Raw genomic sequence first — 22,167 nt, 5'->3', positions numbered from 1 at the left:
GTAGTGCTGCGTATCAGCGGGTTAAATCAGTCCGGCATTTGCCAGGTGTGAGGTAACTGTTGTGGTCAAGAAGAATTCCGCACTACTCTCGTTACCATGGGCTGGTGCTTCCTGAGCCAGCCCAATGTCAGCTTTGCCGCGGTCTAGGGTTTCTACTTGCTTCGGTTCAGCATCAAAAAATTCTTTAATAAAGTTCATGGTTTACCTCTTTGTGCCGATGCTCTGTTTAAGCCCTTGCATCAGGGCTGGTGCAATGGTGGTTGCCGCTCACGCAGTTAAGTGCAGTGCGTATAAATATCTAGTAACTGTAAGTTTAAGGCCAAGGCTCAGTATTGCAACTTTTAAGTTGGACTCATAAGTCACTGTAAGTGACCGGATAGACATTTTTGGTCCGGCGCTACTGTTGTTGGCTTGTCGTAGTCAGCTACTTCCAGACAGTAAATTGAGCTTCTCTTCCGCCTTGCCTGGCGGTATTCCGTGGATGTGCTGATGGGAAGACTGTCGGTTGTAATAGGTCATCACGTAATAGCTGATATCCGCCTTTTTTCGCTGTGACCGGCCCCCAGTCTCTAATCCAACGCGACTTAGTAATGTCCGTTATGGTTTATCAAAAGATTGAGCTGGCCCAGACTCGGCAACGAAAAAGAGTTTCCCCCGCTGCCGCAGGGGAAACCCTTTGATTAGTTAAACGACTAGTGATAGCTGTGCGGGAACTTGCTACTTAACCCAGTAACCTTCTCCCAAAATGTCCAAGAGGTCTTTGAAGCGCACGCAGTTCTTGGGGGACTTTACCTTAACCGAATATACGCCATTCGATGGAGTGCCCATTTCGCAGATCTCTTCGCTCCACTTTTCTGTGGCGAAGAGCATTGCCACCGGACTCATGTGGAAAGAATTGGATTTCACTAAAACTGGCGTTTTAGCGGTGTGCTGGTCATTCAATGTCTTGATGTAGGCCACCAGAGCCGCCTCTTGGTCTTCGGTAAGCCCAATATTGCCAACGAAGTTTGCTGGCGCAAGCCCGGTATTGAATTCAGGGGCTGGCCAGCAATTATTGGCGAGAGCTTCCGCCATAGTAAAAGTTTCCTGCTCAGGGAAGAGCTCCTCGCAGCGCTTTTTCTGGCCAGCTTCGTCCCCGAAATTCCGGCTCGTATTATAGAAATGAACCAGCCCCTCGAGGGTCTTAAACCAGCCACTGTGCGTGTAAGCCTTGACGAAATTGGACTTTTCACCTTTTGTCACATTTCGCAGCGTCGGTGTCCTGTGTAGGCCATCAAGTGCACCTAGCTGATGATTATTTGCCCCCGTATCTGGCCCATTGAACTTAGGAATGAGCGCGTTTACCGGCACACCGATGTTGTGATAACCGTGGTCGGTGTAAGTTTGCTCTAGCTCGGTGCCATCATCTCCGGGAAAATTAAAGGGGCCAAAAGCTATGGTAGGCTTATTGCTGTGGCAGAATTGACATCCAGCCTCACCGTAAAACAGATCGTGCCCCTCGTTTTCCTGATCTGTTAGCAGCATAAGTGGGAATTTACCGGGCTCTTTACCCGACTTGTAGAGCTTCTTACACACTGCGGGATTATAATGCTCCGGGAAGCTATAGCCGTCACAGGCCAACTCAGACCTCAGTGCTATATCCCGTTTGGAACTGAACGAGTTGATATCTTCGCTATGCTGGTAGGCACCGACCGCTAGCATCATCCGTTTAAAGCTGATGTCGTAATGCGTTTCGCCTAAGTAGGCATAAGTACTGCTGCAGTCTATGTCTTCGCCCCATGCGAGCTTATAGAGTGGACTGTAGGTAGACTCAGCTACTAATTCACATACTTCCTTGCGGCCAATATTTTGCTCAACCGCATTGGGCATCGGGTTTAGTGCTTGATCCGAGGTCGGGCCGCGGTATTTAGCAAATGCCATTATCGCGGCATTTTCGATGTTATAGAAAACTTCCATGCCCAAGTGGGGGCCAGCCGTGCCAGCGTCACGGAAGATTAGGCCGTCCGTTGATTCACCCTGTGAACGTCCGTCCCAAAAGTTACCGCCGCAAAAGCCTGATACAGACAGACCGAAGCATGGTCCATCAGGTGAAGGGGGGAAGGGAGCCACAGAGAATGAGGGGCTAAACGTTGCGTAGGTATTAGAAGGTGGCTTGCGGCCACCTATTGCGGTTGGGTCCGTATCAAAGTTTGCGCCGGGCACGCCGACGGTCGTTTCATTTACGTCGGAGAAGCCGCTGGTACCTCCAGCGAAAGGTTCATGACAGGAGACACAGGCCTGATTGCCTTTAGGCATCGATAGGTCTGTATCGAAGAACACGTGTTTACCGAGCACCTTCAAGGCTTGTTCTCTGAGAATGGCCTCCTCTTCCGCTACTGCGTTTACCCCAAACGCCATAGTCAGCAGAACTGCTGATGCTGGCATCAAGAAATTCTGTCTTTTCCGCTCCGACCTTTCCATAGGTGGACTCCTCATTACATCACGCTGTAAACCATTAAGTTGCAATCAACCCCGTAAAAATGTCGGGTGTGCGCCTCGCACACCAATAAACCAGCCGTACAGTTTTTGCGGGCAATAGCCTCCTGTGCGCACGAGCCCGGCGCCGCCGATACGGTTAGGTTTTGGTTATGGCCAGTGTTGACCGGGGATGGTCAAAATTCAGCCATATCTGAATGGTAGATAATGGTTAAAAATTGAACAGTGAAAAATTGCCATGAGAAATAGGCCTGCGCCAAAAAATGACTCTGAATGGTGCATTGAGGGATCCATTCGTTGCTGGGTTTCGTAACGAAACTTGCTTGTGTCAAAAGGCGAAAAGGAATTCCAAGTGGTCCGTGCCGGAAATTTCGAAGGCGTGAAAAGAATTGATTGGCGAAATTTGGGCCCAGGCGTTTTGTATAGATCGCCTTACAGCAAATCTTCATAAGAGGCGGGTTCAGTAATTTACTCTTGTTTCCAGAAGCCTTCTCTGCGAAGAGATGGAAGCGCGTATGGGGCCGCAGAGAAAAACTAGCGAGCCCGCAACAAAGCTGGCGACGTCTTGATTTAGTCTTTTGGCCGGGGGAGTTCCCAACAGGCGGAAAATTGAGTGTAGCGAGAGTCGCTGTGAAACTGCTGTGGCCAAGTGCGATTGATTCACGCCAGACAGATGGGGTTGGTTTTTTTTATGACGGTGGGGCAGACCGCCAAACGATTGATTCATGCCGTGCCATGCCATCTAAATAATCTAATAAAAACAACAAGTTAAAATTATTACTGTCTCATGAAGGTCCGTTCAGTTTTACTCAATCTCAATACTTATGTGGAGTTTAATGCTGGGTAGAATCCACCCGGATGTTTATGAGTCGAGAGTGATGCCAAAATTGGCTCGAGAGCTGAAGGCGGTTGAAGTGCGCAGAATTTCCACCAAAGGGTTGAATTCCGCAGGCGGGGTAGCGGGTTTCCATCTGCAGGTACAAAGCAGCGGCGCAGTAAGTTGGATACTTCGCGCCAGGTCGGGAGTAAGCGGAAGGAGATCGGCTTGGGAGCTTATCCAGAGATCAATTGCTCGCGAGATGCGCGCCGTAATTCGGGAGGGCTGTGATCAAGTAATGAAACGGGCTGAGGCTCGGATTAAGTTAATCGCATCGCAGGCCAAACTGACCAGCTTCCGGAATGCGGCAATTACGCGCCGCGGGATCAAGCGTCAGGAGATCAGGAACACCAAGTGCTCAAAACAATAGTAGCGGACACTTGAGAATTTTGCTTTTGAGAAAATTGGTGACAGGCCTGTAGCTGAAATCAACCGGCAGGAGCTGCTGACTACCTTGTCTCCCTTTTGGACAGTGAAAACTGAAACCGCCAGCAGGGTTATTCAGCGTATGGAGAATGTTTTTGGCTATGCAGTTGCCCCCGGTTTCTGAGATATGGAAAACCCCGCACGACTTCAGCTCTTGAAGCCACTGCTACCAAGTGTCGATAGGCTTGTCAAAATGAAGGCCCGGGCACACCATCCTACACGTCCTATACGCGAGATGCCCCGTTTCATGGCTGCGATAGCTAAACAAAGAGGAATGGCGGCAAGAGCGTTGAAATTTGCCATATTTGCTGCCTCCCGCCCGTGGGAAGTGATTGCCTCATAAGTTGATCAAAATCCCGACACTGCTTGGATGGAAGTACACCTACCAGAGCCCCTATGGTGAATTACTCGAGAGCGAATGAAAGCCGGGTGGGTGCATATAGTACCGTTATCAGATGTGGCATTGCGAATACTCAGGAGCGTTCCACAAAATGCCGCTTCTATTTTTTCACGTGCCAGCGGTGACGGCATGAGCAATGCGGCCAAGGGAGCGATAATCAAACGAGCCCATTAAGCAGATATTGCAGCTGGCGGACCCGGATTTCTCGATCCAAAATAAGGCCGCGTCGCTACGCCACATGGGTTCGGGACCAATTTCAAGGGTTGATCTTTCCAAAATGGGCGCTTTCCCGACCACTGATCCGAGCTAGCTTTGGCACATATTAATGATGATAAAACCCGGTCGGCATATGCTCGCGGAGAGTTAGCTGAAGAGGGTCGGAGAATGATGGAGGAGTGGGCCAGGTTCTGTAACGAAAATTGAGCCAATCAAAAAAGAGGTGGCAAAATTTAGTGTGCCACTACATAGAGCATAATTCTATGGCCGGCCGCCAGTCCGTAAGCTGTCCCTGACAATGGCCACGTCTTAATAGTCACATATTGATGTTTCGAAAAGGGACTTTGAGTTAAATAGGCCGACTGATCAAAAGCTCGCGCCTTGCTACCTAAGGGAGCGGCCAATGGCAGGAAGGCTCATTTTTGGTGTGCTTTGCGTAGATCTGCGCGCCTTGAACGATAGGGTTTTTGTGCGTCAGGTCACAGTTCGGCGCTTGTAATGACGTGTAATGGCCATGGAAATACTTTCTAAGTTATATTCCGCGACAGGAGACTAGTTCTAATTATTTTTTGAAACTTGATATAAAGCTCCTGGCCGGCCTCGGTGCTATCCGTTTAGAAGGCTATATAAAAATAAATTAAATAAAGTCATCCTTGGGGGAGCAAGTGAGCACTATTCACCTTGTATTCAGGGTTTTAGCATTTCTAGTTATCTTTCCGTGGTCTGAACTTTACGCTGCACCCATAGGAGGAGGTGGCCCTACTGCTCCTTCTATACGAACCAATGTTTCAGTACCCTCAACCAATACCTCCGGTAGCTACAATTTATCATGGAGTAATCCAGATGGAACTGTAGGACTTACAGAAATCTGGATTCAGGAATCACTTGATGGGGGGATTACATACTCGCATATTGGCTTGGCTGATTACCCCGATACAAACTACTCGATTAGTGGGCGCGGAAATGGTGACTACAAGTATAGGGTTCAGGCCTGTAATGGTGCTTGCAGTGGGTACACATATTCAGGAATTATTAAAGTTAGAAAAAAACCAAGTAAACCATCTACGCCTTCGAGCTTCAATGCGACCACTAAAACATTTACTGTAAGCTGGTCAAAGCCAAGCGGCACTGTTACATACTACGATCTCCAGCGAGCTCCGGCGGGTACTACATCCTGGGCCAACGTCGTTACTGGTTACTCTTCAATCAGTACATCCAATACTGTGTCTTCGGATGGTGGGTATGATTATCGTGTGCGAGCTTGCAATGGTTATAGTTGGGCCTGCTCATCGTATTCAGGTACTTGGCGAGCGACAGTTGCTGATCGCCCGTCAAAGCCATCTGCTCCTGGAAATATTAATACTACAAGTAGCACCTATACACTTAATTGGACAAAGCCCGCCGGTACTGTTAATTCCTACCTGGTAAAAGAGCGTTCCAAAGGCGGAAGTTGGGGGCCGGCCGTCACGATTAGTACGGCCAGTTACGAGCCGGCAGCAAAGGGAAACAATACGGACTGGGAGTATATGGTTGCGGCATGTAACACCAGTTGGTCCTGCTCTGCCTATTCGAGCCCAAATTTGGTGCAGGTCCGCTTCAAACCAAGTAAACCTAGCGCCCCGTCTTCGGATTATAAAAGTACTGACGGAATTATTGTTGCGAGCTGGTCTAAACCATCTGGCACGGCCAGCTATTACAAGCTTCAAGGAACTAAATCTAACAATTGGAGCAGTCCAGAGTATGTTGATGGTTATGTGGGTACTACTAGTCAAAGTAGTGGCGGCTTTGGTGAAGGGGACTGGAAATTTCGTGTTAGCGCCTGTAACCAGTTTAGCTGGGCCTGTTCCAGCTACTCCAGCGCCAGCGGCAACAACTACGTACGGTTTACTCCCGGCCGGGTCGCCCAACCAGGTGTTGTTGGGATTACGATCTGGCAAGACGAATATGGCAAGATTATCGAAATAGAAGAAGACGATGCTCGTACGACGGATGGTGCAGCGACAGTTACTTGGGATACACCAACCGGAAACCCGACATATTATGATGTGCAAGCAAAAGAAATTAATGGCGGAAGCTGGATAAATGCTGCAGCTAACACATCAGGCAACAGTGCTCCTGTTTCGAGCCTTACCGATGGTTATTGGAACTTCCGGGTAAGAGCATGTAATGAGTTTAGTTGGGCCTGTTCCAGTTACTCGCCGGAAAACATCGGACTTGTCGAAGTTCGGCTGCGTCCCGATGAGCCGGATCTAGTAGCTCCAGCCAATAGCACTTCCGCTGAAATCTTGCTAAGTTGGAATAGGCCTTCAGGCAATGCGACCTACTACCAGCTATACAAAAGTAGCGATGGTACAAATTTTGGTCTTGTAGACGCCAATATAGTAGATGGTGGTAACACCATAAACTATCCTCTTTCAGAAGGTGAAGGAGATTACTATTATCGGGTCCTCGCATGTAATTTAAGGTCTTGGGCATGTACGAGCGTTTTAAGTGCCGATACTTCCTTTACACAGGTTCGTTTTAAACCGCCGATTCCAGGCAAGCCTTCGGATATCAATTCGAACACTACAACTTTTACGGTCGACTGGCCGGATGTAGCTCCCGCAAATCTGTATTTCATAGAAAAGCGTGTTGGCAGCGGGCCATATGCGGGTGCTGGTCAGGCCACCACTAGCCAAAGCCCTCAATCCGGGCAAGATAAAGATGAGCTACATTTCAAGGTGGCCGCCTGTAATGATTTTGCATGGGCTTGCTCTGCTTTCAGTTCAGAAAACACTGTGCGAGTCCGGAAGTCACCAGCAAAGCCAGCTCCGCCATCAGCGCCTTCTCAGACACTTGATCAGTCAGCACTATTAACTTTTAGTGAAGCACCGGCTTCAGGTGAATACTACAAAGTATTGAGCCGTAAGGGTACATCGGGCACTTTTTCGGAGCATACTCCGGGCGATAAGATAACTACCGACGATGCAACAGTTACAGGCCTGTCTGATGGCTACTGGTCTTTTCAATTAGTGCAATGTAATGGATTCGAATGGGCCTGTTCTGAACCGAGCGCTGTAAGCGCAAGTGTGGAGGCGAGGCAGCTTCCTCAGTCAGTATGGTTGAACCTGCCGGCAGAAGGAAAGCCAAGACGTTCCTATTCAGCGGGATTTTCAGCGAGCAGCACCGTAACCAGTTGGGATCTGGAGGAGCGGTTGTTCGGTGATGTCAATTGGAATTCGATTTATACGGGCCAAGCGGGAAGTGCGAGCATTACGAAAACGATCCCTGATGAAAGTTGGGAGTATCAGCTAACGGCATGCAACACGTCAATTGCCTGCGTGACCACGCCCGTATCACTTGTAGATATCGTGCAGCTAGACTTTGGTGACATCTTAGATGATGTGCTGCCAGATCCGGTGGTGCCTGAGTATGACTCCACAGTGGGTCATATTGATCCCGAGGTGACTGTTAGTGGTGGTAGCTCTATATTATCAATACCAATCATTATCCCTCCGGGGAGGGCGGCCCTACAGCCTAGTGTAAAGCTAAATTACAGTAGCAACTCTGGTAACGGAATTCTCGGGATGGGCTGGTCCTTGAGTACAGGAGGTTCAATAGATCGCTGCGCAGATATTTATGCATTGGATGGTAGTGCCGAGAGTGTTTCCGATGATTCTCAAGATAAGTTATGTATTAATGGTGTAAGGCTTATCTTGGATGACGACGATGGTACATATGGAGATTCTGGTTCGGTCTATTATCCAGAGACAAATCCGGCTGTTCGTATTGTTCAGTCTGGTGCTTTGAGTGGCGCATCCTTTTCTGTTGATTCTAGTAATGGCGTGAAAAAATATTTTGGCGATACGGAAAATAGCAGAGTAAGGCGCGGCGGAAGTGGGTCTACTATTTCTTGGAAATTGAGAAAGATCCAGGATCTTCACAATAACAGCGTGATTTATAGCTATTATTTTAGTGGTGGCGCCTCTTACCTCTCGAAAATATTCTACACCGGAGACGGCGATACGCAGGGTAATCGTGAGGTTAGTTTTACATATGAAGACCGAGATGACGTCATAAGTAGCTATAGGAATAAGAGTGAGGTAGTCGCAGATATAAGGTTGAAGTCTATTTCTACTTATGTGGATGGCTCGCCGGTTAGAGAATACTCGGTATATTACAGGGAAGGCACTAACGTATCTAAAATTGACAACATTCAGCTTTGCGGTTGGGGTGCGGTGGGTGCTCAAAAGAAATGCTACCCGAGTACTGTGCTGGACTGGACAGATTGGGACTTTGTCTTAGGTTCAACGCCCACTAAAGTGCTCAGTATATCCGAGCAGGAATTTGACTCGCCGATCAGTAGTTTCCATGACTATGACGGTGATGGTACACCGGACTTTTCACTGGGGACGAAAGTTACCTTGTCTTCCTCAGGGCAAGAAGAGACACTTCCATATAGATACGAAATTCCAGGTGGCCTTTTTGAGCAATCCAAAAGCTTTAGTAATAGCGGATTTGATATTGATCTGGATGGACGCGTCGATAATATTGGCTTGAGCGACGGAAAGCTACGATATGCCCGCTGGAATGGTTCAAGTTTTGTCGAGGGTGATACCGGCGTGAGCTATGAGTGCGTAAATTACCCCTATGATGATGTAATGAACGACCCATCTCTTAGCCAGTTTCGTGCGTGTTCCGCTTATTCTCTGGATTTTAATGGCGATGGAATCCAAGATCTGGTGACAACTTATCAATCTAGCAGTACAGAAAGTTTACCGGTTACTCTCAGGTTTTATGAGGGGAGCGAAAATGGAACTTTTGTATTTGTTGGTTCAAGCCCAAATATCAAGATCGATAAAGCGATGGTGGTGGCTGACTATGATGGAAATGGATTGGAGGAGCTGATTGGTGTCACAGAGGAGCCCCTCAAAGGATCAAATAAAGTAATAGTCGTGGCACCTGTTTGGAATAACGGTGTTATCGAATCAATCGCAACTACTGATACTGGTGTTTCTGTTCAATACAATGTTAATCCGCTATTTTTTGACGCAAATAACGATGGTTTACTCGATGTATTAGTGTATCAACCCGCTGTAAAGGATTGGCGATTATACGAGAATAGTGGCGGTGATTTGACCAGTGATTCTTATCTGGTTTCATGGGAGCGGGAAATTTATCAAGAATATTTCCATGGAGAAAGGGTGGAGCGCTATCTGGATTCGTATATTCGTGTGATGGATTTTAATCGCGATGGCATTTCAGATCTTGTCTATCCATCGGCAACGGCTCTTCATCAGGTGCAATGCGAGCAGTTTCAAACCAATGGTTGTCAGTTCTGGATCAACGATAACGGTTATGGGGATAAATTCGATATTTATTCTTGGAGTGTTGTTCTCGGTAAAATTGAGAACGATGGAAAAGTGACATTTAGCGATGAAGTTTCACTTCCCGTAATCGCACCGCTTACCGATATCAGTATGGTCGATCAAAATGGTGATAGTTATGCGGATATTCTGACTCGCTTTGGTCGCACACTTAACGATAACCGAGCTGAATTGACCATGGCTGGCCCATATAGCCAGCCGGGCATCTATGTGTACTACAACCAGAGTTCCGACGCGGATCTTGTGACTGGTATTTCCACGGCGCTAGGGGTAAGACATGAATTCAGTTACCAGTCTCTCAGGAGTAGTCCAGACTTCTACAACGTTACTAACACGAATCATGCATTCCCAGTTATCAACGGTAGTACTGCTACCATGGCAGTAAAAGAATATCGCACGAGTGACGGACTCGGTGGCCTGAACAAGACCACCTTCAGTTACAAGGATGCGCTGTTCAATCTGCAGGGCAGGGGGCACCAGGGATTCAGGGAGATTACCGAACGCAAATTCGCATCGGACTCCGACACTGATTCCTATGCGGAAGTGGTGACAACCTTTGCCCAGGACTTCCCGGAAACCGGCTCCGTGCTGCACCAGGATACCAAGGTGCGCAACAACAGCGGAACTCTCGTCACAACAGCAGTGGTGGATAACCAGCTGACGGTGGTCAATGGCCAACTGGCCAATACCAAATTTGTCTATGCAGATACTTCGACGACGACAAAAAAGGAGCTGGACGGCAGTCTGATTAGCACCGAGTCAGTCACGCGCACCTACCACTACCTTGGCTTGCTCACCGATGAGACATCCGTAGTCAGCGACAACAGCGGTGACGTCACCAAGACTACCACCAAGGACATTAACTTCACCCTGGATACCGCTAATTGGTGGTTCAAGCTGGATAACGCTTCCGAGCGTCACCAGATCAGCTACCAGGACCCGTTGCAGCTGCCTGCGGGAGCACTGACGGATGTCACGGTCACCAAGACCTACGGGTACACGGATAGCGGTACCCGCCAGCCGACCAGTATCACAACGACGAGCGATGACACCTCACTGAACCTGGTGACCACCAACCGCTACACCGGCCCCTACAAGCAGCTGGATCGGGTTACGCTGACCAGTAACGGCAGCGGCAACACCGCTATCGAGGGCAGCCGCTGGACCGAGATGAGCTATTCCACCGGCAGCGACGACGGTTATTTTGTGGTCAAGACCTACAACAGTGCTTGGGGACTGACAGTCGCCGCCAACAGTGCCACCTATGATGCGCGCACCGGCCTACCGCTGACGCAGACGGACGCCAACGGCCACACCACCAACAATAAGTACGATCACTTCGGACACCTGACCGAAGCCGACGCCCCGGGCGTTCCGGCGCAGAAGTTGTCGCGCCAGTGGTGCAGTGCCGGTTGCCCCTCCGCAGCTACCAGCCGCCACGCGGTCTACTTCCAGATCGCCGCCCAGGCCGGCGCGCCTATGGTGCTGAGCTACTACGATGCGCTGGGCCGCGAGGTCTACCGGGAAACCGAAGGCACCGACGACACTATCGTGCAGTGGCAGAGCTACGACAGCCGGGGCAGGGTCACCCAGGTGGTCGATCCCCACTACAGCAACGCCGCTGCCAATGACTACGGCAGCGTCGATTTCTCGCAGTTCGATGGTCTCAGCCGCCCGGGCCACAAGTCCGTCAGCCGCCTGCCGATTAGCTACGAAGTGAATTACGACTACAGTGGTCTCACCACCGATATCACCGTCACCCCGAATGGTCTCGGGCCGGTGCTGATGATGGCGAGCCGCAGTAGCGTGCTCGGCCAGCCAATGTACCACCGGGACGCCAAAGGGCAGTTCACCCGCTTCCGCTACGACGCCCTGGGCAATGTAGCCATGATCCAGGATGTCTCCGGCAACGCCATCACCGCCACCTACAACGGCTTTGGCCACAAGCTCGCGTTGAACGACCCCAACATGGGCGGTTGGCAGTTCCTCTACAACACCCTCGGCGAACTGCGCTGGCAGCGGGACGCCAAAGCGCAGGTGAGTACCTTCAACTACGATGCCCTTGGGCGGCTCACCGATGCCTACCCGGGCAGCGACGCCGCCCACCACTTCCAGTTCGACGACAGTGCCCGCGGTACTCTCGACCGGGAGTACACTGGTTCCAGCAGCAGCCCCGACTTCGAGCGCATCTACAGCTACGACAGCCTGCAGCGGGAAACCGTCCGCACCTCCCAGATCGACGGCCGCGTGTTCGTGCAGGAAACTGCCTGGGACGCCAACTACGGCCGCATCAAGGGTGTGCAGTACCCGGACGGCACCATCGTCGAAACACTCTACGACCAGACGGGCCGCGTCGCCGAGGACTGGGACTTTGTCGCGGGCGTCCAGTTGCGCACCGTCGACAGCCGCACTGCCACAGATGCGATCACCCAGCAGAGCTTCGCCAACGCGCTGATCGAGGAGAGTCAGTATAACGCCGCCGGCCTGCTGAACCAGCGCTGCGTCAGCTCGATCATTGGCAACTGCGCGCAGTCCAACCTGATCTACGACCAGTACGACAGCTACGGCAACTTGTGGCACAGACGCAATGCCATCGCCGGCGTCGACGAGAGTTTTGTCTACGACGAGCTGCATCGGCTCACCCAGTCCAGCCGCAGCTGGGACACCCATATCCCGGCCACCCTGCACGCCACCGTGGACTACGGCTACGACGCCGCCGGCAACCTGCTGTACAAGAGCGACTTCTCTGACACCGGCAACGCCTATCAATACGGGGATGTCAGCCGGGCGATCAACAACGCCGGCCCCAACGCCGTCACCCAGGTCACCCTGGAGGACCTCAGCACCCGCACCTTCCACTACGACCTGAACGGCAACCTGACCGCCGATGGACTCAGAACCATCAGCTACGGCGTCAACAACAAGCCCAGGTCCATCAGCCACAGCAACGGCAACAGCGCCAGCTACTACTATGGGCCGGACGACAGTCGCTATAAGCAGGTCGCCACCGACGGCAGTGCGACGACCACGCGCTATTACCTGGGGACCTATGAGTACGAGGAAACGCTGCAGGGTGGCAATACCACCGTGGTGGAGCGCACCACCGTGGCCGACTTCGCCCAGTATCGCACCGAAACCCTGAACGGCTCGGTGCAATCAACCGGCTGGCAGTTTCTGCACAAGGACCACCTGGGCTCCATCGAGAGCATCAGCGATATAGCCGGAAGCATCCAGGAGAGGCGGGGCTTCGATCCGTTCGGCAAGGTCAGGGACCTGAACGAGGACGACAGTAACGGCGGGCTGCTTGGCAGGGACATCACCAGGCGAGGCTTCAGTGGCCACGAGCACCTGGATGGGGTGGAGTTAATCCATATGAATGGGCGGGCCTATGATTACAATCTGGGCCGGTTTCTTTCCGTGGACCCGTTTATCTCCATGCCGGGGAACAGCCAAGCGTACAATCCCTATTCATATGTCATGAATAATCCGTTGCGATACACCGATCCAACGGGATACGTAGTGAATCTTGCGGGTACTAACGAGGCAGTTACAGACGAGGCTGGTCAACAAGTGGAGCAGGCGATCGAGGCCTGCAACTCCAGTACGTGTGGTGGTGTCGAAGTAAAGTTGTCCGATGGGACGACGGTGGTATATTTGAAAGGTAACGGCAATGGTGGGGGAAAAATCGGTGCGGTTGCGGTAAGTTCTCCTCGTGACAATGAGAATAGAAGTGGCGCTAATAATGCTTCCAGTGGGCAGAGTAATGAAGTCTCGGTAAATGATTTCGCACCAAGGATTTCTGCGGGTGATTCTGGAGATGGGCGAGAAGCACTTTCCACTGGAAAACAAGAATTTATCGGTCTGCTAGAGAAAGAAATTACTAACACTTATCTCCATTTGTCTGAGCGTAGAATGGAGGCGCTGAGGACGGGAGATGCGCAGCTAGCTGATGATATTTCTCAGGCTATGCATGGAATGCGAATAGCGAATTGGAAGTATGTGGATAGCAGAGGCCCTGATGGGGCTGAGGCGTTGGCTGAAACTCGCCTAGGGGGAATGGCTTCGGGAGAGGTAAAAGCGCTTGGTGTGAATATTACGTTCTATCAGGGAAGCTACAGCGCCTACTTGAATGGGTCAAAAGCGCCTCGAGCGCTAGGCTACTTTGTTGATATGAAGCCTGGTTTACACGCAGTTAGAGGTATTATTGGGCATGAAGTAGGTCACACTATACCAAGGAATATGGTTCAAACTATTAACGGAAGATTGGTGCCATTGGATCAGAGGCCAAAAGAACGAGCTGCTGATACCTTCCTAAGAAATGTGTACCCCGGCGTTTACTGATGGAGAGTGCTTGTGAAATTGGCAATATTGATATCAGCAGTTTTAGTGACGCTTAATGTGAGTGCAAAGCCTGTGGAAAAATCATCGATAGTATATGAATCTCTCAGGACTTATTGGCTCGAAGAGCGGGGCGAAATTTCCGAAACTTTGTTGAAGACTGAGCGCGTAGTTTTTAACCCACAAGAAAGAACTGTCGGGATCAACAACGTTAAATATGATTACCAAGTTCTGGATTCTCAGAAGTGGCGCGGTATAACAAGTTTGGGGTTCAATTTTGTTATTCCGCGTGATTGGTCGCCAAAAGAAGGGTTGTCGTGGGAATACGAAGGGCTAGCCTTTGTTAACAAGGAACTAAAAGATTTAAATTTATTGGGAAGGCGTATAGGAGTTACCCCGATAGAGGTTACAAATATAAGCTCAAAGTCAGCATTTGGGACTCCGGCAATTGTTCTGTACTCGAAAGAGATTGGGGTTGCCGGAATTGTAATTTTTACATATGACCCGGAAGGTCCCAGGTATGTAGAGAGCACATACTTGCTTGCAAATGGTCAGGGGTTTAGGTTCTAGAAAAATCGATGGGGTCGGACTCGATCGATTTGAATCACAAAAGCCCCGGCAGGGTAACCTGCCGGGGCTTTGTTGTAGGAGCGGTTGATCAAGCCGACTGCTGCTTGATCAGCGTGTACAGTGAGGGTATTCACCTGACAGTTGCCTCCTAGGATCTGTGGATAACTTAGGCTGCTGCCGGTGTGCTCTTCGGGTTGTTTTATATGGCGGTGGGGCAGGGATTAGCTTCGCTACGCTCGCTGCTCTACGGGCTTTGCCCTCCGAGTCGAACGGGGGTTCTCATCCTGGGCTACCCCAGCACCATACAAAAAAGCCCGGCATATAGCCGGGCTCTTTTGTATGGCGGTGGGGCAGGGATTCGAACCCTGGGACCTGTTACAGTCAACGGTTTTCAAGACCGCCGCTTTCGACCACTCAGCCACCCCACCAAATTGTCTGGCGCATTATACCGGTCGAATTTTCCGGTACAAGTGCGCAGACGATTTTTTTAAGCGGTTCAATAAGTTAGCTACTTATTGATCAGTTATGCCGAAGCTATCGCTTGCCCAATCCGATACGGTTGAATCGCGGCAAGCCGGGCATTCCTGGCCGGCTTGCCCGTAGGCGACTCGGGCGCTTAGCTTGCCTCCGCCGCAGAGTCACTATTGCCGTTGTCATTGGCCTGCACTGGTTGGCGTGCGACACGCGGGTCGTTGGCCGGGCGAGCCAGGGCGCGCGGGCTGTGCTCAATGGCTGCAGGCTGGGCGGTGTCCAGCGGGCGCAGGGGACCGAGGTCGCGGTGCTCAGTAACAATCGCCAGTTCCTGCAGCGGCTGCGGGTTAACACGCGGATCATTGCTGGCGCGTCCCTGAAGCCCAGAACTCACCGGCTGTGGCATTTCCTCTGCCTTGGCTGCCATGGTGTCTTCCTCGACGGCAGCCTCGACCGTTTGCTCGACAGCGGCTTTTTCCTCGATAGCTTTTTCAGCTTCGGCGGCCTCTTGCAGAGCAACTTCCTCGACACCTTCTTCCACACCTTCCTCCACTTCAGTGGTCTCGGCAATCGTGGCTTCCTCTGTAGATACGGCCTGGGGAGCTGCTTCGACAGCAGCCGCAGGCGCTTCTTCGGCAACGGCTTCCGGTTCCGGCGCCTGTTCGGCCGCTTCTGCTTGGACCGGTTTTTCCACGATCTCCGCCGGCTGCTCCGCTTCGATAACGGGCGCGGGTTGTGCTTCCGGTTTCTGGGGTTCCGCAGAGCTTTCCTTGGCGGCGGGTTTCGTCACCTCCGGAGCTTCAGCAGTCTTAGCTGAGGATTTCTTGGCTTCACCTTCGGCTTCGTCGATCGCTTCATTGACTTCGCGTTCCAGCTCTTCCTGGCTTTGCGCGACAGCGGCGGCAGCGGCATTGTCACCACGGCGACCGCGACGGCGTGCCTGCGGGCGGCCACGGACGTTGCCCGGACGGCGTGCCGGGCGCTGCTCGGAAGACTCTTCCGGCTGCTCGACGGTTTCTTCTGTGGTCACTGCGGATACTTCGGTCTCTGCAGCTACAGTCTGGCCTTCTTCCCGACGGCGACGTCCCTCGCCACCGCGGCGACGGCGACGGCGACGCTGGCCTTCTCCGGCAGCTCTCTCAGCAGTGGTTTCACGGGTTTCTTCACGCTTGGGAGTGCGTTTCTCTTCCCGTTGTTCCTCACGGCGCTCGTCGCGCTTGGCTTCCTGCTTGCCTTCGTCGCGTCGCTCGTCCCGGCGACGGGAGGGGCGGCCACCACGTGCACCGCGACCGCCGCGCTGGGTGCGGCTGCGCTGGTTCTTGTAGTCCTTGCCGCGGCCCTTGCTTTTCTTGTGCTTCTTGGTCTTGTCGCCTTCGCCGGTAAAGAGCGCGGCGATGGCGCTGATCAGGCGGCTGAACAGGCCCGGTTCCGGTTTCTTCTCCGGTGTCGGCGCTGGGGCGGTGTGCGCAATCTGCTGTACCGCGGGCTGCGCAGGCGCGCGCGTGGGTTCCTCTTCCAGCTTGGCGCTGGTGTCTTCGACTGTGCCGGAAATCTTGTAGGAGGTTTCCACCGTGCCGGTTTCGTCGTCGCGCAGGCGCTGCACTTCGAAGTGCGGCGTTTCAATTTCGGCATTGGGCACCACTACCACGCGGGTATTGTTGCGGGCTTCAATATTGGAGATTGTCTTGCGCTTCTCATTGAGCAGATAAGTAGCGACGTTGACCGGGGTGATGGCCCGGATTTCTGCACTGCGCTCCTTCTTCGCCTCTTCCTCCACCAGGCGCAGGATGGACAGCGCCAGCGACTTGGTGCCGCGGATGGTGCCCTGCCCACTGCAGCGCGGGCAGACGCGGAAGGTGGTCTCACCAAGGGACGGGCGCAGGCGCTGACGTGACATCTCCAGCAGGCCGAAGCGGGATATGCGGCCGATCTGGACGCGGGCGCGATCCATGCCGAGGGCCTTTTCCATGCGCTTTTCAACGTCGCGCTGGTTGGACTTGCTCTGCATGTCGATAAAGTCGATTACTACGAGGCCGCCCATGTCGCGCAGGCGCAGCTGGCGGGCGATCTCATCGGCCGCTTCCAGGTTGATATTGCGCGCGGTCTCCTCGATATCGCCGCCTTTGGTGGCCCGGGAGGAGTTGATGTCGATGGATACCAGCGCTTCGGTCACGTCGATCACGATAGAGCCGCCGGAGGGCAGCTTCACTTCGCGTTCGAACGCGGTTTCGATCTGGCTTTCGATCTGGTAGCGGTTGAACAGCGGGATGGCGTCTTCGTAGTACTTCACCTTGTTGGCGTAGTGCGGCATCACCTGACGCGCAAATTCCGCGGCCAGCTGGTAAGCGCCCTTGTCATCGACGATGACCTCGCCGATATCGTCGCGCATGTAGTCGCGGATGGCGCGGATGATGACGTTACTTTCCTGGAACAGGAAGTGCGGGGCCTTTGAGCCGTCCGCTTCTTTCTTGATGGCGTCCCACAACTGCAGCAGGTAATTCAGATCCCATTGCAGCTCTTCACCGCTGCGGCCGACGCCGGCGGTGCGCACGATGATGCCCATGCCGGAGGGCACTTCCACGTTGGATAGGGCATCGCGCAGATCGGAGCGTTCGTCACCCTCGATGCGACGGGAAATACCGCCGGCGCGGGGGTTGTTTGGCATCAGAACCAGGTAGCGACCGGCGAGGCTGATAAAAGTGGTCAGCGCCGCACCCTTGTTGCCGCGCTCCTCTTTGTCCACCTGCACGATAACTTCCATGCCCTCTTTGACCACATCCTTAATTTTGAAGCGGCCTTCGATATCTTTGGGCTGTTTGGCGAAGTATTCACGGGAAATTTCTTTCAGCGGCAGAAAACCGTGGCGCTCTTCACCGTAGTCGACAAAGGCGGCTTCCAGGGAGGGTTCTACGCGGGTGATCTTGCCCTTGTAGATGTTGGCTTTTTTCTGTTGGCGGGTGCGGTTTTCGATGTCCAGGTCATATAGCCACTGGCCATCGACCAGCGCTACACGCAACTCTTCAGGCTGAGTTGCGTTGATTAGCATTCTCTTCATGCGTGTCATGTGTCCTTGCGTTGCGCAAAGGCAGGACAGCGGAGTTCGCAGGCTTGTGGGTTCTGCCGCACGGAAATGACCGTGGGGCGGGCAGGGACTATGGGCTTGTGCTGCCTTCCGCCGATACTGACTCGGGCGGGGCAAAGCGGGTCTGTACCCAATAGTCCACTGCATTAACTCCGAATGCGCGCAATTGGCGGGGCATTCGTTGGTACCTTTAGCACCTTTTATGTAGTACTACCCAGTTCCGGTTTCGCGCCCCTGGTATTTGGGTGCGTTCTCGCTGGGCGCCACCCTCCAATAAAAGTTGGTGCGGGCGGCGAGGTTTTGCGTCCTTCTTTGGCTCTGTCGGTCGGCTTTTGGCCGATTCCCCTCAGTTCTCTATATGTTGTGTCGCCGGGTTTGCGGATATCTTCGCTGCCCGGGTTGCCAGTGCGGTCGCTGGCGGCTTCTTACAGAGCGGGACGCAAGTGTATGAGTCGTCCTTCAAGCGCTGCGGGCTGCGGCCCGTCTTACCTTCGCGATAGTTGCCCGCACAATGGCGGGAGGTTGTAGCCGGCGAGGCGCCCCGGATTCTCTAGATTGGGGCAGACCTAATCGGCGAAGTTTTTTCAATGACGCGGCCTTGCTCGAATGGAGAGGCGCGCCCCGGCCGATTGGCGGTATTTTCTCTGAAACCATGGCTGTCACTTCTCTTTGGGAAGCCGCGCATGGCCGAAAACCAGCCCAATTCAGGCCGGCCGAATATAGCACGGGCCGCGGGGTGCTTCAATTGCTGTGGCAGCGGCGCTATGATGCGCCCCATGCGAAGTAGACCCCCCTCCGATACGGCCGCAGCGGCCAATCCCACCGATACCTGGAATCCCTCTGGTGGCGTGCAGCTTCTGACTGTGCCCGACGAACTGGCGGGTCAGCGCATCGACAACTTTCTGCAGGCGCGTCTCAAGGGTGTGCCGCGCTCCCGGATCTACCGGATTCTCCGAAAAGGGGAGGTGCGGGTAAATAAAGGAAGGGTCAAGGCGGAATACAAGTTGGCCGCGGGCGATATCGTGCGGGTGCCCCCCATTCGGGCGGCCGAACAGGCTCCCGCTCCGGTTGCGGGGGATCCACTGCGTCAATTGGTGGAAGAATCCATACTCTATGATGCGAACGGGCTGTTGGTCATCAACAAGCCGGCGGGACTGGCGGTCCATGGCGGCAGTGGTGTGCGCCTGGGGCTTATCGAGGTGTTGCGACAGATGTATCCGCAAAGCCCGTTTATCGAGCTGGTTCACCGGCTGGACCGGGATACCAGCGGCGCGATCATGGTGGCGCGCAAGCGCTCGGTGCTGCAGCACGTCCAGGCGGAGCTGCGCAGTGGCCGGGTGGGCAAGTCGTACCTCGCGCTGGCGGCTGGCAAGTGGCCGCGGGGTCGCCGCGTGGTCGAGGCGCCCCTGCGGAAAAATACATTGAAAAGCGGCGAGCGCATGGTTTCCGTCAATCCCGAAGGCAAGCCCTCTGAAACCCGCTTTCAGGTGCTGGAGCGGTTCAAGGGGGCCACACTCTTGTCCGCAGAGCCCGTAACTGGCCGCACGCATCAGATTCGCGTGCACGCACAATTTGTCGGTTGTCCGCTGGCCGGCGATGCGAAATACACCGGCGACGAGATTAACCGGGAGTTTCGCGAGCTGGGCCTGAGGCGCCTTTTCCTGCACTCGGCAATGGTGCGCTGCACCCTGCCGAACGGTGACAAGGTAGAGGTCAAGGCGCCGCTTGCGGATGAGCTGGAGGCGGTGCTGGTGGCGCTGCGGAAGCAATAGGAGCAGTTTGACCGTCATGTTGGTAATCCTCGATTGGGATGGCACCGTATGTAATTCCGAGGCACGCATCGTTGCCTGTATGCAGCGCGCGGCCGAGAGGGTGGGGCTGCCGGTATTGGCGCCGGAGGCGATCGGCAACATTATCGGGCTCGGTCTGCCGGAGGCGATCTTGTCGCTATTCCCCGAGGCGGTCAGCGAGCAGCGCCAGCAGATGCGGGAATACTATGCAGAGGAGTGGCTGGCGGCGCGCACTGAGCCGCTGCCGCTGTTCGACGGGGTGCTGGAGACTCTCGATCAGCTGCTGGGTGCCGGGCATCAACTGGCGGTGGCGACCGGCAAGAGCCGGCGGGGCCTGAATCGCGAGTTTGAGGAGCATGGCCTGGGTGAGCTGTTTGTCGCCAGTCGCTGCGCCGATGAGACGGCCTCCAAACCCAATCCGCTGATGCTGCGCGAACTCCTTGTCGAGACCGGTCGTGCAGTCGATGACGCCGTCATGGTGGGTGATACCGTATATGACCTCGAGATGGCCGCGGCGGCCGGCATGGCGTCCATTGGTGTGAGTTACGGCGTGCACACGCCGGAGCGGCTCGAAACATTGCGCCCCCGGGTGATCATCGATCACTTCTCGGAGTTGTTGCGCTGGCCGCCGCTGGTGCCTTAATCGCGAGTCACCAAAGGATTGATCCCGAATTCCTGCAACAGATCTACCAATCGAATTAATGGAAGGCCGACCAGGGAATTCATGTCCGAACCTTCCATTTTTTCGAATAAAGCGATACCAAGCCCTTCGACTTTAAAGGACCCGGCACAGTCATACGGAGCCTCCAGCTCGACGTAGCGCCGGATCTGGTCCTCGGTCAGATTTCGAAAATAAACGGTAAATGTTTCCACTTCGGTGCGCTGGTGGCCGCTGGCCGTATCCAGCACGCTGATGCCGGTGTGAAAATGCACTCTCTTGCCGTTGCAGGATTCGAGTTGCGTTATGGCGCGCTCCCGGCTGCCGGGTTTTCCCAGTGCGCGCCCCTCGCATTCGGCTACCTGGTCGGAGCCGATTATCAGGGCGTCGGGGAAGTCGGCGGCCAGGGCGAGTGCCTTTTCCTGTGCGAGTCGGCGTGCGAGTGCGCGCGGTTGCTCGCCGGGCAATGCTTCTTCCTTTATATGGGGGGCTGCGCTGTCGAAGGGTATCCGCAACTGTTGGAGCAGGTTTCTTCGGTAGGGAGAGCTTGAGGCTAGAATCAAGGGGCGAGCCATAAAAAAGCGTCCGCGGGTGCTGAGAGAAATGGATTGCAGGGCCCGATACTGCGGCGATTGAATTGTTTTGACAAGGGTAGGGCTTGTCCATAGAATTGCGCGCTTATGTCGATACCCCCCTCTACAGCAGCGCTTCCGAAGAGCGTCGATGCACGCAAATTGGTGCAGCGCGAGCAGCAACTGATCGGCACTCTGCCGCACGAGTCGCTCGAGCGACTGAACGCCGCGGTGGAGTCGATCGATGGGGATATCCGCGCCGAACTTCAGTTCGGGCGGAACCTGCAGGGTCATCTGACAGTCAGCGGCAAGTTGCACTGTCAGGTGCAGCTGGAATGCCAGCGCTGCCTGCAGCCGATGCCTGAGCAGGTCGAAGCGGAATTCCACTGGGGGATTGTGTGGTCTGAAGAGCAGGGCAAAGCGCTGCCCAAGGATTTGGACCCGGTGGTGCAGGACAGTGATGAGCTGAACCTGTACCAGGTGCTTGAAGATGAGATTTTGCTCAATCTGCCGATGGTGGCCTACCACGAGCAGGAGTGTGTCGCCCGCGACCGCTTCCAGTTCGGGGAAGAGTCCGCTGAGGCGGGTGAGCAGCGGGAAAACCCCTTTAAAGTGCTGGAACAGTTGAAGGGTTCATCGAACAAGTCGTAAGGCGGTTCGATGAGTTTGGGCTCGCCGGTAGGCGCCCCGGTTCCAGTGTAATTTGTTTATTTTAGGAGCAAGCCATGGCTGTTCAGCAAAACAAAAAGACTCGTTCCCGTCGCGGTATGCGTCGCTCTCACGACGCCCTGGGCGCCGGTGCGACCCTGTCCGTTGACCCGACTACCGGTGAGAAGCACCGTCGTCACCACGTGACCAAAGACGGTTTCTACCGCGGTCGCAAAGTGATCGAAGTCGGCGGCTCTGAAGAAGAGTAAACTTTGTCC

At 53.9% G+C, this 22,167-nt stretch carries 10 protein-coding genes, 1 tRNA gene and 1 pseudogene; 7 read left to right on the top strand and 5 right to left on the bottom strand.

Features of this window, described 5'->3' with window-relative positions; translation table 11 throughout:
• Positions 1-21: 21 nt before the first annotated feature.
• Complete coding sequence (locus BUC36_RS18935) at positions 22-198, bottom strand: hypothetical protein (RefSeq protein WP_159435965.1); 177 nt, start codon at positions 196-198, stop codon at positions 22-24.
• A gap of 519 nt (positions 199-717) precedes the next feature.
• Positions 718-2,460, bottom strand: a complete 1,743-nt coding sequence (locus tag BUC36_RS01840; protein WP_159435964.1) for a cytochrome-c peroxidase — start codon at positions 2,458-2,460, stop codon at positions 718-720.
• Between the two features lie 1,277 nt (positions 2,461-3,737).
• Between BUC36_RS01840 and BUC36_RS19365 the strand changes: the two are divergent.
• From BUC36_RS19365 to BUC36_RS18680, 3 genes and pseudogenes are all read left to right on the top strand, one after another.
• Positions 3,738-3,902: pseudogene (locus BUC36_RS19365) on the top strand (phage integrase central domain-containing protein); the annotation flags it as partial.
• 2,075 nt (positions 3,903-5,977) lie between these two features.
• Positions 5,978-14,101, top strand: coding sequence for an RHS repeat-associated core domain-containing protein (locus tag BUC36_RS01830; RefSeq protein ID WP_234994948.1), 8,124 nt, complete (start codon positions 5,978-5,980; stop codon positions 14,099-14,101).
• Positions 14,102-14,113: 12 nt separating this feature from the next.
• The gene (locus BUC36_RS18680) at positions 14,114-14,668 is read left to right on the top strand and encodes a hypothetical protein (RefSeq protein ID WP_143186848.1); all 555 of its coding nucleotides are present in this window, start codon (positions 14,114-14,116) and stop codon (positions 14,666-14,668) included.
• Positions 14,669-15,008: 340 nt separating this feature from the next.
• Here BUC36_RS18680 and BUC36_RS01825 read toward each other — a convergent pair.
• Both BUC36_RS01825 and rne read right to left on the bottom strand, forming a co-directional pair.
• Positions 15,009-15,096: transfer RNA gene (locus BUC36_RS01825), tRNA-Ser, on the bottom strand.
• Between the two features lie 188 nt (positions 15,097-15,284).
• Positions 15,285-18,194, bottom strand: coding sequence for a ribonuclease E (rne, locus tag BUC36_RS01820; RefSeq protein ID WP_073270857.1), 2,910 nt, complete (start codon positions 18,192-18,194; stop codon positions 15,285-15,287).
• Positions 18,195-18,997: 803 nt separating this feature from the next.
• On the opposite strand from rne, the gene rluC reads away from it, so the two are divergent.
• Both rluC and BUC36_RS01810 read left to right on the top strand, forming a co-directional pair.
• A complete protein-coding gene (gene rluC, locus BUC36_RS01815; RefSeq protein WP_073274429.1) occupies positions 18,998-19,993 on the top strand; it encodes a 23S rRNA pseudouridine(955/2504/2580) synthase RluC in 996 nt (331 codons plus the stop codon).
• A 16-nt stretch (positions 19,994-20,009) separates the two neighbouring features.
• Positions 20,010-20,654, top strand: a complete 645-nt coding sequence (locus tag BUC36_RS01810; protein WP_073270855.1) for an HAD-IA family hydrolase — start codon at positions 20,010-20,012, stop codon at positions 20,652-20,654.
• Here BUC36_RS01810 and BUC36_RS01805 read toward each other — a convergent pair.
• Positions 20,651-21,244: a Maf family protein gene (locus tag BUC36_RS01805; RefSeq protein ID WP_073270853.1), complete on the bottom strand. Its 594-nt coding sequence runs from the start codon at positions 21,242-21,244 to the stop codon at positions 20,651-20,653. The genes BUC36_RS01810 and BUC36_RS01805 overlap by 4 nt on opposite strands.
• A 105-nt stretch (positions 21,245-21,349) precedes the next feature.
• On the opposite strand from BUC36_RS01805, the gene BUC36_RS01800 reads away from it, so the two are divergent.
• Together BUC36_RS01800 and rpmF are read left to right on the top strand one after the other, a co-directional pair.
• Entirely contained in the window at positions 21,350-21,892 is a 543-nt protein-coding gene (locus BUC36_RS01800) for a YceD family protein (RefSeq protein ID WP_073270850.1), read from the top strand.
• A gap of 74 nt (positions 21,893-21,966) precedes the next feature.
• Positions 21,967-22,158, top strand: coding sequence for a 50S ribosomal protein L32 (rpmF, locus tag BUC36_RS01795; RefSeq protein ID WP_069947959.1), 192 nt, complete (start codon positions 21,967-21,969; stop codon positions 22,156-22,158).
• The last annotated feature ends 9 nt before the right edge of the window (positions 22,159-22,167 follow it).

The organism is Microbulbifer donghaiensis (assembly GCF_900129095.1).
GTDB lineage: Bacteria > Pseudomonadota > Gammaproteobacteria > Pseudomonadales > Cellvibrionaceae > Microbulbifer > Microbulbifer donghaiensis.
Note: the sequence above shows the minus strand (reverse complement) of the source record. Positions and strands in the feature narration are given on the sequence as shown.